The sequence below is a fragment of the Streptomyces sp. NPDC058683 genome, assembly GCF_042716195.1.
Classification (GTDB): domain Bacteria; phylum Actinomycetota; class Actinomycetes; order Streptomycetales; family Streptomycetaceae; genus Streptomyces.
In genome coordinates this window covers 13,329-27,308 of sequence record NZ_JBHXSK010000084.1, presented here as the reverse complement: position 1 = coordinate 27,308, position 13,980 = coordinate 13,329, and the positions used below count along the sequence as shown (strand labels likewise).

Sequence of the window (13,980 nt, the reverse complement as noted above, 5' to 3'; positions counted from 1 at the left end):
TCGGTCCTCGGTGCTCTCGGTCCCGGACTCGGTGGTGGTCGGTCCTCGGTCCTCGGTGCTCTCGGTCCCCGACTCCGCGAGGTCCGGTCCCCGGTGGGAAGCTGCGCCCCGAGCTGCTACTTCTCGCGCGTTGTGGTCGGTCCCCGTGACCCCGGTGCCTCGTGCTGCGGCTTCCGGAGCGACGGGTTCGGTCCCCGGGACCGCGGCGAGTTCAGGCTGCTTGGTCCCCGCGCGCGTCCCCGATTCCTCGCCGTCGGTCCCCGAGCTGACCTTGGCTTCCGGGTCCGCCACATCGGGGACTGGTCCCCACGAAGTCCTCGTTCCTCGGTCCGGGACCGGCTCGTCGGAACCATCGGGACCGGGGACGGGGACATTCGATGTCGGCTGTGCGGGGACCGTGGCAGCCGATGTGCTGCTGTGTGCCGGGGACCATGGAGAAGGGAGCGGGACCGTGGCGAGTGCGAGCGCGTGTCGCCGGGCGGCGAGCTGGTCGAGCAGCTGTGCCCGCTGGAGGGGGTCGGTGCCGACCGAGGCCCTGCCGACCGCCTTCGACAGGCGTCGGGTCAGCCGCCGTCCGCGACGGTTCCGCTGCTGCATGGGTGTGCGCTCGGCGAGGCGGGCGGCGAGGGTGACCGCGCGGGTGGTGGCCCGGTCCCGGGTGATCTGCGCGGCGTCGCGGTCTCGCGCCGCGATGCCCAGGCGGGACAGCAACCGTTCGCGTGCCTCCCGGCCCAGGAAGGCGATCAGCCCGTTCGAGGCGGCGCCGGGGGTGCGCAGACGCAGTTCGATGCCCATGGCCAGGTGCCACAGCATCGCCGCCATGACCGGTCCGACGAAGGCCCGGACGGTACCGCCGATGGGGCCGCTCTCGGCGTAGGCAGGGATCACCTGCACCGTAGTGATTACCCAGACCAGCGTGCCCGGCAGGCCGGGGGCGCCCTGGACGGCAAGGTTCTGGCGTGCCATCAGCGCGGTCGCGAACAGGGCGAGTTCGGCGGCGGCGAACATGCCGGCGCGCTCGGCGGTGCCGGCCATGTCGAGGTAGTCGGCGGCGAAGCGCCAGCTCGTGTCCGCACTGTAGGCGGTGCAGCCCAGGGCGGCGACGGCGGCGACCTTGACCGCCGGCCCGCCGAGACGTTTCTGCGAGCGGGTGCCCCGGCGCCGGATGGTCCAGGCAGTCAGTACGAGAGCGAGGACGGCGGGTGCGACGGCGGCCAGGAGGAGCGGGAGGTCCGACGTAGCAGCGAAGCCGAGGACGGAGTGGGTCATGCTGCCTTTCCGAGAGTGGCGCGCGCCGGAGTCGACGCCGCCGGGCGGTCTGCCGGCTGCCGCGTGCCGGGAGCTGCGGGCGCAGTAGCGGCTGCGGCCCTGGAGGTGTTCTTCCGCTTCTTCTTGGGGCGGGGCACGCCGTAGTTACGGTCGCGGTCGAGGACCTTGTTGGCGGCCTGTCGGAGCAGGTCCCGGGCGTGCTTGTGGCTGATCCCCAGTCCGACTGCGAGCTGGTCGGGCAGCCAGCCCCGGACGTAGGCGTGGTCGATGACGACCTGCCGCTCGGCCTCGGTCAGGTGCACGTCGCGCCCCAGGAAGAAGGCGGTCACGCGCCGGTAGTCCAGGCGCTGGTGCAGGTTGTCGTGCAGCGGCCGCCGTTCCGCTTCGGTCAGGCCGCCCCAGATGCCCTCCTTGAGGACGTTCTCCAGGGCGAAGTCCAGGCACTCGCGACGTACGGGGCACCAGCCGCACAGCTCCTTCGCCTCCGCGATGTCGGCGTGGTCTCGCGGCCCGGGGAAGAACACGGCGTCGGCGTCCTCGACGTCCATGCCGTGGCACGCTCCGCGGGTGTGCCAGCTGGTGTCTCCGATGCCGCGCAGGCCGGTGGCCGGCGCGTCGTGGGCGGTGATGTGGCGCAAGGCGGGTCTCCGATGTGCTGCCGCGCCGACCGGCGGGCGCGGTGCTCGGCGGATGCGGCGTCGGGGGCCGTCTGCGGCGCGTGGGCGTGCGCCGCAGACAGTGCGGGACGGCGATGTCGGGTGGCGGTGCAGCGGACGGGGCGCACGCGCCGGGTGGGCCGGTCAGGCGAAGGCGGGCTGCTGCGCCTGCTCGGTGTGCTGGGCCTGCTGGGCGGCGGCGAGGTCGAGGCGGCCGGGATGCGGGGTGGCCCGCGGGGTGAGCGCGAGGACTCCGGCGTTCGGGCCGATCCGCCTCCGGCGGCAGGGCTCGCCGGGCTGGGCCAGGCACCACTCGCACCGCACGCTGAGCGCGTCCGGTGCTCCCTGTGCGACAGCGGCCTCGCGGGCTGCGCGGGCGGGCCGGTAGGGCGCGAGGGCGGCCCGGGCGGCGGGCGGTATGCAGGAGCCGATCTCCCGCAGCCGCGCCTCCAGCTTCGGGTCGACTCCGTCGCGACCGCTGGTGATCGCCCGTGCCTGCGCGGGCTGCGAGGTACCGGCGGCGACGGCGCGGCGGGTGCCGGCCAGCTCCGCGGTCCAGGCGGCCTGGTCGTCCGGGTCGACGGACGGCGTCGGGTCGGAGTGCCGCGCCAGACGGTCGCGCCGGTAGCTCTCCCAGGGCCGGACCAGGTCCGCGGGCAGGATCTGGTACGGCGAGGTGCGGATGTGCTGGCGGGCGGCGACGCGGACGTCCCAGCCGTGCGGGGTGGCCATCGGCACGTCGCCGAGCAGCTCGTGCCACTGGGCGAGCTGGTCGGCCGCCTCGCGTTCGGTCGTCCGGATGAGGCGGGGGTCGAGCCTGCCGATGTAGGCCAGCAGGGCGGCGATTTCGCGGCGGTCCACGGTCAGCCCTCCGTTCCGGTCGGCTCGGCGAGGGCGGCGAGGAGGGCGGCGGTGTGGGCCTCCGTCCGCGTCATGCCCCCCGGTGCGGCGGTGTTCTTGCCGGGCACGGCGTAGAGGTTCGGGCGGCTGGGGGCGTGCTCCCGGGCGACCCAGGAGCGCCAGTCGGCAGCCCAGGCTTCTGCCGGCCTCGGGGTGTGGCCCGCCCGGTGGGCACGCCACTTCGCGTCGGCGGCGCGCAGGCCCTCCTCGCCGAGGCGGTCCAGGTGCCCCTGCTGGCGGGTCCAGGTGTGGGTGGCGGGGTCGACCTGCCACTCGGCAGCCGAGAGGACGGCCGCACCACTACTGCTGTACCTCCGGTTCAAATCAGGTTCACTACGGTTCTGTGTGCCGGTAGCCGGTACATCGCTGTGCCGGTGGCCGGTACGCCGCTGTGCCGGTTTCCGCCTCGACCTGCCGGTTTCCGGTACTGCCGGTTTCCGGACCCTCGCAGAGGATTCCGGTACCTCACGCGGGCGGATTCCGTACCGCCGCAGAGCCGAGAGCCGGAGCTTCGCGGGGCCGGCGGGCTCGTCTGCCGCTGCCGTGTCGCCGTCTTCCTCCTGCTGCTCTCGCTGGGCCTGGGCGACCGCTTCGGCGGCGAGAGGCATGCGGTAGACCGTGCTGCGCTGCGGGCCGACGAGGTCGTCGAGCTGTTCCAGCTCACCGGCCAGGAGCAGACGCTCGACGGCCTCACGCACCGTGGAGACCGAGGCGCGGGTCCGGTTGGCCAGGCTGGACAGCGAGGCATACGAGATGCACTGCTCGTCGGCCACCCGGTCGGCGATCGACAGCAGGACCAGGCGCGCGGCCCCTCGACTGGAGCTGTGCTCCCACACCCACTCCCGGGCTGCGCTGCTCATCGGCCGCTCCCGAAGAGCGGGCAGGACCGGCTAGTGGTCGAGGCCGGGATGGTGCGGTCCGGCTCGGGGCGCTGAGGCGCCGAGGCGGAGGTGGCTGCCGCGCAGGCCAGGCGGAATGGCCTTTTGCGCAGGGCAGGAGGCATGCGATACTCCCCTTCGCAGTGTTGCCACGTTGATGCGCCCGTCGGAAGGACTCAGCGTGGTGATGGTGGGCAATCGCCGCCCTTGCCGGGGCGGGTCTGCCGCTTAGCGTTCGGCGTCCGTGAGTTACCGCTCTCGGGCGCCGCCGCTGTTTTGTGGACCTTCGCGGTCCGGTTCGTGCCCGTGCTCTCCTCACGTTCACCCCGGCAGGCGGGCTGCCCGGGGACGACGAACATACGCACGGACCCGTGTCAAGATCCAGACTTGGTTCTTAAACTCTGTACTGGTTGCAGAAAGTAACCGAATGATCGTGCGCTGCAGCCGCCCGCTCAGGGGCGGCAGCGACGGCGCGGCAGCCGAGCGCGGGCGGTATGCCGGCGGAGTGCGGTCCGGGGAGCGGGGAACGGCTGCCGCGTCGGCCGGGGGCGCCGACCTTTGCGCAGGGCGGTAGGCACGTAAGACGCTCCTTCTGTTAAACCCGCGCCGGTGTGCCCGTAGGAAAGGTCCGGTGCGGTGAAGTCGGTTAAAATCCCGGCCCTTGCAGGGGCCGGAATGCCATTTAGATTCCGGTGCCCGGGAGTTGAAGCCTCCTTGGGTGCCGGCGCTGTTTATGCAGACCTACGTCACCCAGTGAGATCGCGCACTCCGGATATCGCTTGTCTTACAGACCTGGCTAAAGGACGCTCTGCAAGTCGCGGGGATCATCGGTTCGTCCCTCTGTCGACGGAGGCAGCCGACCGGGACCCGGGCAGCGGTACGGCCGCCTCGGCGTTCTCGCAGATGATCTTCAATTCGCCCTCCCTCATGTCGCATGCCGCAACGGCCTGTTCAACCGCCTGGCCAGAGCGATCCAAGTCACATCTGCCCAGGAGGACCCACGCTGATCCAGCGGGGGCACCGTTCACGACCATCCCCCCGTGGCTCACCCCGTGACCTGCGGTCCGTTGTATGGATGGACAGATCTTGGGCTTGGTCCAGATCATCCGTCAATGCGCGCAAACGATCACGGCGGAGTAACGAGATGCCTGCTCGCGCAAGGCTCGATATGCTCCATCACCGTTCAACTTGCCTATGCACGGCCGGACTTTGCGAGCCCTGAGCAGCGCGGCTAGCAAGGGCTCTCTGCGCTCTCCGGGGACAAGTCGGTCAAAATTCAGTGACCGGCAATCTTCTGCCGGTCGCGCAGCGCGACCATCGATCTGCCGTGTGACGGAGGAAACAGCGCCTGATCGGCATTTACTTGGGGGCTCGCCTGACTTGATCCGGATACAATCTGACGGGATCAGAACCATTCAGACGTGAACTGCGAGGAAAGTGGCATGCCCGGGGTCATAAAGGATGGCGGCGGTGAAGGAGGACTCACCGGGGTCGGTGTCCTGCTGCGCGCCTTCAGGGCCGCTGCCAGTACCACGCTTGGCCGCCCGATCCTCCAGAGAGAAGTAGCCGACGCTCTGCATAGGAGTGAGCGCTGGTACCGGGACCTTGAAGGCGGAGTGATCACCCGGGCCTTCACCCGCCACGAACTCGACACCATCGGCACATTGCTCGGACTCGACCGGGTCCAGCGACGTGCGCTGTTCCTCGTCAGCAACGGCGGGGGCCTGTCCAGCCTGGAAGCCGAGGAGCCGCCGCGCATCAGTGACGAACTGCGCCTCCTGCTGGACCAGCAGCCTTTCCCCGCGTACGTCGTCGATGCCACCTGGAACGTCCTGGCGGTCAACATGTCGATGGCCGCCCTGTTCCCGTGGTCGACCGTGCCCGGGGCCAACCTCATGCGGTGGCTGCTCCTCAGCACTGAAGCGCGGGACCAGCACCTGAACTGGGAGGCCGACGCGGAGGTGTGCGTCCGCATGCTCCGCGGCGCGGCCGTCGACCGTCCCCACGACCCAGATCTTCAGCAGCTCATCACAGACACCCGTCAGAACCCCGCCGTACGCGACCTGTGGACCCGTGGCGCAGCCGACTTCGCTGACCACTATGACGGCCACGTGCTTCGGATGGCGCTGCCGCTTTGCGACGGTCAGGTGACCGAACTGGTCACCCACGTTCTGCAACCCGCCGGCCTTCCTGGTTGCCGCATGACGATCCTGACCCAGCGTGCAGCCCGGGAGCCAGCAGGCGAGCAGCCGGTCCAAGTAAAGTGACGGGCCCCTCCGCCGCCAGGTTATCCGCGGCCTGGTCGGGGAATCCCTGTCGGGCGGCCCCCGAGTCGGCCTCGGTCAGCCGGTCCCTGGGAGGCCCGTGGTGGCGGTCCCCTCCGAGTGCCGGCAGATGGTGGCGCCGCGGGATGGTCGACCCACCGCTTTCGCGCGTACGCAGCCGGATGTCGTCGAGAGGTCATTCCCCCACGAGTTCGGGTGGGCAGCCTCCTGCAGCCGTGCCGGCCGGCTCTACCAACGCGAACATCGGCGGAGTCGCCCATTTCGTCTCGATCACTTGCTGACGCGAGCCCCGACAAAGCCTTCGCGCAGCCGAGGACCGTGCCCTGGGTGACACGCCGCAGGAATACCCCTAGGCCCTAACGTATCGACAACGGTATGGGGCCCCGCACGCGGTCAAAGCCTCGCGCTTGGCAGACGCCGTCCCGCTGCATTCGGTCACTCGGGAGGGCGCCCGCGTGATTTCGCTCCGAGGACTGGGGAGGAGGGGTGAGGGTGCGAAGGGGGCGCGGGCTCCGAGCAGTGAGTCGGGCCGGCATCTGCCGAGAACATGTCCGCAGGGCTGAACCCCGGCCAAGGCAAGGCCCCCCAACCCATCCTGTTCGGTAGCTGGTGGATCCAGACCGGCCAGGCGTGGCCGACCTTCGTGGCCGGCATCCGCTCGTTCTTCCGCGCCAGTGAAGCTATCCGCTCTCTGCGTATTCGAGGGTGCCGACTCCTGCGGCTCCGGCCTAATGAACTGGCCCAACACTCATGCGCCGCATTCAACTCGCAAGCCCACAGCCTGACTTTGATGATAATCCCGCCACAACGACAGCAACCACCCACTCGCACACCGTTACAGAGAAGAAGGTTCAAGTACCGGGCGGGCGCGGCCCGCAGCAACACTGCGTGGCCATCGTCACCCTTCAGAGGAGGGGAAGAGATAATAGAATGAGCCAATGATCATTCACGATGCACGCGGTGGACAACTCCTCCGCATAGGAGACCCGGGGCAAGGGGTCCATCTGCTGTTCTCCACGCCGGAGCGGCCGTACGGAGACGATCCTGCCCTTGACATGCCCGTACAGGCCAAGGGTTTTGGGGTGGACGTCAGGGAGTTGATCCGGACGCTGGATGGTGACGGATTGGTGGAATTCGTCTCATCGCTGGCTGGCGAATCGAGCAGTTGGAGCGAACCTCGTACATGGCAGTCCAGTGAAGGGCAATTGAAAATATCCGCGCAACGTTCGGGTGGGCGCATCGTCCTGACGTGGGGCGTATGGGGAAAGGTGACTGAGTCCGAAAGTTCCTGGTACTTCGAGACCGTCACTTCGCACAGGGATGAGCAGGAGATACGCGGATTTTCCGAAGCGTTCCAGGCCCTATTTTCTGGAAAGCCTGCGGGAATCGCCTGAATGAGCGCTGGCACCCCAGACGGTCTGCCGCTGCAAGTGCCTGCAGCGGCAGACCGCTGGACTGGCCCATCAGTCTTTTCCGGCCACCGTGCGTTCTGATGCCCGCTGTGCTGCGGATGCCCGGGTGTAGGGAAGGATAAGCGACCTGCGGATCGTTCCGTACGGATAAAGGTCGCGCCAGGCGTACACAGCGAATCAGTCTGCGGTACAAGGGGCGGCGATCAGGTTGTTGGCTCCCGTCCGTACCGCCGGAGGTTCTCCGCCTCGGCCGCCCTCCGCCAGTTCGAGGACCGCCTGGTGGAGGGCATCGGTGTTGCCGGTTGCGGCGGCTCGCTCCAGGGCGGGGCGCAGGGCGGTCAGGTGCGCGACGGCGGCTTCCTCGCGCTCGAAGCAGCCGGTGGAGACGGTGACCTCCCCCAACTCGGCCAGGTTGCGGCGGGGGTGGTGCTCGCCGAGGGCCCGCAGCAGGGCGTCGAGCCCCTGGTCCCCTGGCATCCTTGGAGCGGCGGCCTCCAGGGTGTTCGGGCACCAGCCGCCCTCGACGCACCAGCCGCACCCGACGCATCGGCTGCGGGCGTTGGGGTTGAGAGCCGCGGCCCGGCCACTGTTACGGAAGTACCCCCAACCGCCTCGTCGGCGTCGATGCGTTCGACGTGCGCGACCACCAAGCCGTTTGGCGACAGCTCGTCGCCCCAGGGCCGGAACGGGCTGGCCGGCTGGTTCAGCGGGACGATGATCCGCCAGGCAACGTCGGGGTGGGTACGAGGCGGAGGTTGACCCGGGCCCGGTGACGGTCGTGGTCGGAGGTGATCCCGTAGAGGTTGACGGCGATCAGCAGCACGTCCTCGACGGGGACTCCGTGGCGCAGGGCAGCCTGCTCCAGATCATGCAGTCGGTCGGTGCCGACCGCGCCGTCCGAGATTATGGACCGGCGCATGAAGAACTCCAGCTTGATGTTCAGCGGTATGTTGCTACCGGGGGCGCGGTACCTACGTCGTGTCGCGAGAGGGCATCGGTGGCGGCTGTCGTGCCAGCGCCGCCTACTTGGCTGGGGCGAAGGAAGTGAAGTGCGCCGGCGGGTGGTCGATAGGCAGGTCGGGCCGCCAGGACGTGAGGATCTGGGCGCTGCACACGAACAGGCCGTCGGGGAGCTGATCGAGCGCGTACCACGCCCAGTTGCCGACACTCTCGTCCGGCTGCGTGGCCGCCTGGCCCTGCCAGGCGTGGACGAGCGCGCCGACGGTGACCCGCAGGACACCCTCGACGTGGTCGACGAGCGTGCCCAGCAGTCCCACGTCGCCGGTCCGAGCGATCAGACCGGTCTCCTCGGCGAGTTCGCGGACGACCGCGTCCTCGAAGGATTCCCCGGCCTCCACGCTTCCGCCCGGCAGTTCGAGGGTGCCGCGGTGGTGCCGGCCCAGCAGGATGCCCTGCTCCCTGAGCAGGATCGCGCCGACGCCGACGGCCGCGTGGGTGGCCGGCGGTCGGGCGCTGCGGGGTCGGCTGGACACGCGCGCCGGCCGGTCGGGAAGGCGCCGAGCGCCGATGAGTTGCTGGATGACCGTGGCGGTCTCGTCGGGGTGCGGGAACAGGTCGATTGCCTCGACGCGGAAGCCGTACTCCGTGAGTAGGTCTTCCCACAGCTGCGGTGCCAGGACCCACATTTGCGTCGGCAGGGGCGGGTCGTCGCGCAGCAGGATCATCTGCTCGCGCGGCGCCACTGCCGTGGACGGACCGCGGCCGTGCAGGTCGGTGTGCAGGAGCGAGAGGATCAGCGGGGCGCCGGGAGCCAGGCCGTCGCGCAGTGCAGGCAGCGAGCGGTGCGGGTCGATGAAGGCGAGCGTCCCGATCGCGTACGCGGCGTCGAACGGCTCGGCTCCGGTCAGGTACGCGGTCACGTCCGCTTGGACGAACTCCACGCCTTCCACTTCCGCGTGGGCGCCGACGGCACGTTCGTGCTGGGTTGGGGACAGCTCGATGCCGGTGACGCGCGCTCCGTGCGCCTGGGCGAGATGGACTGCGTGGTGGCCGGCCCCGGAGCCGATGTCCAGGACGCGGCGGCCGGTGACGTCGCCGAGGACTTCTGCTCCCGGTCCGATCCCTTCCCAGGGCGTCCAGCCGAGCCGGTCGGGGACGGGAGGGGTGTAGGCACGGGCCAGCTGGCGCTGGCCGTAGAGCTGCCAGGCCCGCGTGTTGGTCTCCTCGGCGGACACAGTTGCCTCCTGGTGGGCGGGTGTTCAGGGTCACGTGTGCGTGATCAGGTAGGCGGGGCCCTCGCCGCGCCGGGCTCGTTCGATGGCGTCGAGGCGCGCGAAGGCGCGCGACGCCATCAGCTCCTGCCAAGTCGCGAGGTCGTGGACGGCCCACATGTCGTGTTCCGCGGGATCGAGCCGGATCCGGCGGAGCTGCTCGGCGGTCAACCGCCCTCCGTCGAAGATGAACCCCACCTTGTTCAGCGGCAGCCGGGGCCCGGCGTGCAGGAAGTGCGTCAAAAGCAGCTTCGGTGTGTCCAGACCGAGTTCGAGGCCGGTCTCCTCGACCGCCTCGCGCCGGGCGGTCTGCAGTGGGTCCTCGCCCGGGGCATCGAGGTTGCCGCCCGGGAACTGCCAGAGTCTTGAGCCGTAGACCGAGCGGAGCTGGACCGGCCGGTCGTGCTCGTCGCGGATGTACAGACAGCCGTACACCGTGTGGTGGGGGACGGTCCGCGCGTACTGCGTGGGCGTCATCGGCAGGGGGCGGCCGGGCCGGGCAGGGCGGTGGTCGAACGCGAGGGCGAGAACGCCGAGGGCCTCCTTGGCCGGCGGGTAGATGCTGCGGAGGTTCGCGAGCAGTTCTCCGGGCGGCCCGTCAGGGTCGATGCGCGCGGTCTCCTCCGAGCTGAGCAGGTCCTCGAAGGAGGGGTACGGGGTGATCCGCTGCACGATGACGTCGAGTTCCCGGCCGGTGTCCCGGTCGTGGAAGACGACCGTGTCGCCGACGCCGATGTCGCGCTTGTTCGGCGTGGCCACCCTCACTTCGATCGTCTTGCGCCCTGCTTCCACTTGGCGGTAGTACCGCCCGAGCAGGTGCATGTGGTGCTCGGGCGGTACGTCTCCGTCCGCCGGGCTCGGGACGGCTGGGATCGCCTGCTGGGTGTCGTCAGGCATAAGTGCCTCCGTTCGATGTGCTCTGTCCGTTGCGGTCTTGGGATCGCGTCAGGCCAAGGAACGATGGCCGCGCTCCCGTGTCTCCGGAATCGGAAGAGATGGCGAGGAAGTGGACGAGTCCGGCTGCCCTCTAAGGCAGTTCGATCGGTCCGTAGCGAGCGTGCGACTCCTGCCGCATCAGCGCGTCGTACCGGTCCGCCACCGAGAAGTGCCAGAACTCCGTTCCATAGTTCGTAAAGCCCGCGCTCTCCATGGCGTTGAGCAGCAACATGCGGTGGTGACGCGCCTGATCGCTGAGGTTCGGGGCGTGCGTGAAGCAGGCCCCGTCGCTCTCCTCGGGGGACGCATTGACACGGGTACCGAGGTCGAGTTCGTGGCCGTCCTGGTCGACGAGGGTGACGTCCACGGCCGCGCCCGCGGAGTGGGGCGCGATCTCCGGCGGTGACACGTAGCGGCTGGCGGCGTGGTGCAGCTGCTCAGCCGTCCAGCCGGGCTGAGCGGCGGCCAGCTCGTCCCGGTACTCGGTGAAGTAACGATGCTGGAGGGAGAGCGGCCGGTAGCCCTCGATGAACAGCAGGTCGGTGCCGGCGGGCAGGAGCGAGCGGGCGTGCTTCAGCCGGGCCAGGACGCCCTCGCGGACGTGGGTGAACGCGCCCAGCGGATCCTGCTTGCGGGGATCGACGCGGAAGTTGTAGTCGCGCACGTCGACGAGCGGCTCCCCGCACTCGCGCACCGGGATCGCGGCGACCCGCGGATCGGACATCAACACCAGAGGCTTCATCGAGTCTCCCTGTGACGGCTGGCACTCGGGGTTCGACCTTGATCTCGGCGGCGACGATCCACACGTGCTCGCGGATCTTGGGCTTGGCCGGAGCCGCAGGAGGGGGTGTGTCCAGGGGCTCGTCGAACAGGTCCGCGAAGAGTCCCAGTTCAATTTGGTCTCGCACTACCGCCGTCGGCACTTACAGCCTCCCAGTACCTCAGTGGCCCCCCTGTGTCAACGCTTCAGTGCCATATGGACGGGACGGGCGCACCTTCCGTTACACCTGGGCCTGGCAGAAGCAGGGACGAACGCAGAGACCCCGGGCGGAGCGGGGGTCTCTGGACCGAGGACGCAGAGGAAGGCGACGCCGGGCGCTACCAGGTGATGATCTGTCCCTCCGGGGTGACGTGGAGGGTGAACTGGGTCAGTGGCGGCTGGCCGTCTGTGTGCCAACGGATGAGCTGTTCCTCGGCTCGGTCCCAGACACGCTCAGGGCCCGCCTGGCGGACGATCCACTGGTCACCATCGGTGTAGAGCGCGGCCCAGGATCCGGTGCTGACGTCGACCAGGACCTCCTCGGTGCGTCCGTCATTTTCGATGGTCAGCCGCTGTACTTCGGGGGCGGCTGCCTGGATGACGAAACGGGATGTCCAGTCGACCAAGGGGTTGGACGCGACGGGGGTCTTACGCTCGTCCCCTTCCGACAGGTCGGGTAGGAGGCCGAGCGGGGGCGGCAGTTGGGGGCGGGCGAGCATGAAGCTGATGTCGCCGCCCAGCAGGGGCCCTGACGCCGTGCCGTCCTCACCGACAGTCAGCCGTGCCAACTCCGAGGCATTGAGCCAGCCGCCGATACAGACCAGGATCAGACCGCCCGGCCGGGTCTGCTCGATCCAGGCCTGAGGAACACTACGCACGCCGCAGGTTGCAATCACCCTGTCGTACGGCGCCCGCGGCACGTAGCCGAGCAGGCCGTCTCCGCGCACGAGCCCGGGATACATCTCCTGCCGGCCGAGGGCAGTCTGAGCCTGTGTGGCCACTTCACCGTCGTACTCGATCGAGGTGACGTGCTCGTCGCCCAGGCGCGCGCAGAGGAGGGCCGTGGAGTAGCCGGTGCCGGTACCGATCTCCAGCACGTTCATCCCCGGCTCGACGAGGAGGTCCTCCAGCATGCGCAGCACGAGGGAGGGCAGCGTGCTGGAGCTGGTCGGCTCGCGCATGATCTCGCCGCGGATGTCGGTGGCTGTGATGGTGCCGGCGATCTGCGTCACCAGGGACTCGTCGGCGTAGCAGCCCTCAAGCCACTCCGGCCTGCCGTCTACGACGGGCCCCCAGGCGAGGGGCTGTGAGTTGTGCACCGGGCGGAAGAACCCGCCGCGGAGGAACTCGTGGCGGTGCACGGCCGTGGCGGCGCTCCTCCACGGCAGCGTGCGCAGGGCACCTTTGGCGTAAAGGGTGTTGAGGAGTAGCCGGTGGAGCTCTTCCGGGTCTTTCACGGTTTCCTCTCCAGGAGGTCGGTCATGGCTGCACACATCGGCAGGCCGGTTTCGGGCTCCAGCCAGTACCACTGGCCGGACGGGTTGCATTCCAGGAACCACCATCGGCCGCCTGTGTCCACGGCGAAGTCGAACGCTCCGAAAAGGAGCTGGAAGTGGTCCATGTACTCGTAGAGCGCTGACTCGATCCCCGGGGGCGGTGAGACGGGGGTGTAACGCAGGCGGCTGTAGTCGGTGCGCCAGTCGAGGAGGTCGGAGTCGATCCGAACGCAGAAGACCTGCCGTCCGATGACGGTCACGCGGACGTCCGCGGTCTTCTCGACCCGCTGCTGGAACAGGTGCGCGGTGCCTGCCACGCTGTCGTCGATGTCCTCGGCGGCCACCTCGGCGACCTCGACGACCTGAGAGATCCCGTCGACGAGGTAGACGGGGTTGGACAGCGGTTTGTAGATGACCGAGCTGTTGCGCTTGATGAAGGCCCGGACGGCGTCCGGTTTGGATGTGATGAGGGTGGGCGGCACCAGGAAGCCGGACCGGGCGGCCGCGGCGAGCCCGGAGGGTTTGAACTCGGCGTCGCCGGCCCAGTGCGGGTGGTTGACGTACCGGCAGTGGGGAAGCGAGACGATCACGCCGCCGAGGCCGTATCGGGCCTGGGTGACGGCGAACCGCGCATCCTGCTCGGCGAGGTGCGGAAAGGCAAAGCCGGTCGGACGGCGGTAGTAGAGGGAGCGGACGGCGGCCAGGTCGACGGAACGCCACGGTGTGTCGAGCCGGCCGACGACGCCGTCCGAGGTGATCTCTGCCTCCACCGACAGCGATGCGGGGAAGTCCCCGGAGTCGAACCGCATGACCGGGACACCCCGGTCATGCAGTTCACGAATCACCACGTCGGCGGTGGGGTCGTACAGGCCGGTGACGATCAGCACTGCACTCTGGTTGGTCACTGGTCGCTGTCACTTCCGGTGTCAGTGTCCGTCTGCCCCTGCCCCTGCCCGTCCGGGCTGGTCCCGGTGCTCGGGCTCGTGCCGGTGCTGGTGTTGTGCTTGCCCATGTCCAGGACGTGGCCCGACTCGTCGAAGAAGACGGCGATCTGGGTGGTGGGGTCCAGGGTGGCCGTGGCGTATCCGGGCGCCATCGTGGGATACGGCGCCATGCGGCTGATCCCCCACGGACGCGGAGTGACGGCCCCCGTCGGT

At 69.3% G+C, this 13,980-nt stretch carries 14 protein-coding genes and 1 pseudogene; 3 read left to right on the top strand and 12 right to left on the bottom strand.

The annotated features are described in order from the left end of the window. The 4 genes from ACFWXC_RS50040 to ACFWXC_RS50025 form a co-directional block, all read right to left on the bottom strand. Positions 1 to 1,269 (bottom strand): hypothetical protein (locus tag ACFWXC_RS50040; protein ID WP_384490477.1); only part of this gene is annotated, 1,269 nt, incomplete at its 3' end. Continuing rightward, on the bottom strand, positions 1,266 to 1,907 hold the full coding sequence (locus ACFWXC_RS50035; RefSeq protein ID WP_384490475.1) for a WhiB family transcriptional regulator: 642 nt from the start codon (positions 1,905 to 1,907) through the stop codon (positions 1,266 to 1,268). The genes ACFWXC_RS50040 and ACFWXC_RS50035, both read right to left, overlap by 4 nt. Positions 1,908 to 2,069: 162 nt before the next feature. Continuing rightward, entirely contained in the window at positions 2,070 to 2,786 is a 717-nt protein-coding gene (locus ACFWXC_RS50030; protein WP_384490473.1) for a hypothetical protein, read from the bottom strand. Between the two features lie 2 nt (positions 2,787 to 2,788). After that, a complete protein-coding gene (locus ACFWXC_RS50025; RefSeq protein ID WP_384490471.1) occupies positions 2,789 to 3,685 on the bottom strand; it encodes a helix-turn-helix domain-containing protein in 897 nt (298 codons plus the stop codon). A gap of 1,460 nt (positions 3,686 to 5,145) precedes the next feature. On the opposite strand from ACFWXC_RS50025, the gene ACFWXC_RS50020 reads away from it, so the two are divergent. Then, the gene (locus ACFWXC_RS50020) at positions 5,146 to 5,970 is read left to right on the top strand and encodes a helix-turn-helix transcriptional regulator (protein WP_384490469.1); all 825 of its coding nucleotides are present in this window, start codon (positions 5,146 to 5,148) and stop codon (positions 5,968 to 5,970) included. Between the two features lie 956 nt (positions 5,971 to 6,926). After that, the gene (locus ACFWXC_RS50015; protein ID WP_384490467.1) at positions 6,927 to 7,382 is read left to right on the top strand and encodes a DUF6228 family protein; all 456 of its coding nucleotides are present in this window, start codon (positions 6,927 to 6,929) and stop codon (positions 7,380 to 7,382) included. Between the two features lie 195 nt (positions 7,383 to 7,577). Here ACFWXC_RS50015 and ACFWXC_RS50010 read toward each other — a convergent pair whose 3' ends face one another. Continuing rightward, positions 7,578 to 7,877, bottom strand: a complete 300-nt coding sequence (locus ACFWXC_RS50010) for a hypothetical protein (RefSeq protein ID WP_384490465.1) — start codon at positions 7,875 to 7,877, stop codon at positions 7,578 to 7,580. A 226-nt stretch (positions 7,878 to 8,103) separates the two neighbouring features. Then, complete coding sequence (locus tag ACFWXC_RS50005) at positions 8,104 to 8,319, bottom strand: hypothetical protein (RefSeq protein WP_384490463.1); 216 nt, start codon at positions 8,317 to 8,319, stop codon at positions 8,104 to 8,106. Between the two features lie 59 nt (positions 8,320 to 8,378). On the opposite strand from ACFWXC_RS50005, the pseudogene ACFWXC_RS50000 reads away from it, so the two are divergent. Beyond that, positions 8,379 to 8,432, top strand: a pseudogene (locus tag ACFWXC_RS50000) (hypothetical protein); the annotation flags it as partial. On the opposite strand, the gene ACFWXC_RS49995 reads toward ACFWXC_RS50000, so the two are convergent. The 6 genes from ACFWXC_RS49995 to tgmA form a co-directional block, all read right to left on the bottom strand. Further along, a complete protein-coding gene (locus ACFWXC_RS49995) occupies positions 8,423 to 9,595 on the bottom strand; it encodes an NUDIX domain-containing protein (protein WP_384490461.1) in 1,173 nt (390 codons plus the stop codon). The pseudogene ACFWXC_RS50000 and the gene ACFWXC_RS49995 overlap by 10 nt on opposite strands. Before the next feature lie 30 nt (positions 9,596 to 9,625). Beyond that, on the bottom strand, positions 9,626 to 10,528 hold the full coding sequence (locus ACFWXC_RS49990) for an NUDIX domain-containing protein (protein WP_384490459.1): 903 nt from the start codon (positions 10,526 to 10,528) through the stop codon (positions 9,626 to 9,628). A gap of 130 nt (positions 10,529 to 10,658) precedes the next feature. Further along, a complete protein-coding gene (locus ACFWXC_RS49985) occupies positions 10,659 to 11,309 on the bottom strand; it encodes a M15 family metallopeptidase (RefSeq protein ID WP_384490457.1) in 651 nt (216 codons plus the stop codon). Between the two features lie 356 nt (positions 11,310 to 11,665). Further along, positions 11,666 to 12,784 carry an ATP-grasp peptide maturase system methyltransferase gene (tgmC, locus tag ACFWXC_RS49980; protein WP_384490455.1) on the bottom strand — a complete coding sequence of 373 codons (1,119 nt, stop codon included), beginning with the start codon at positions 12,782 to 12,784 and terminating at the stop codon, positions 11,666 to 11,668. Then, on the bottom strand, positions 12,781 to 13,728 hold the full coding sequence (gene tgmB / locus ACFWXC_RS49975) for an ATP-grasp ribosomal peptide maturase (RefSeq protein ID WP_384490453.1): 948 nt from the start codon (positions 13,726 to 13,728) through the stop codon (positions 12,781 to 12,783). Before tgmB ends, tgmC begins: the two co-directional genes overlap by 4 nt. Then, the gene (gene tgmA / locus ACFWXC_RS49970; protein WP_384490451.1) at positions 13,725 to 13,937 is read right to left on the bottom strand and encodes a putative ATP-grasp-modified RiPP; all 213 of its coding nucleotides are present in this window, start codon (positions 13,935 to 13,937) and stop codon (positions 13,725 to 13,727) included. Before tgmA ends, tgmB begins: the two co-directional genes overlap by 4 nt. Between the last annotated feature and the right edge of the window lie 43 nt (positions 13,938 to 13,980).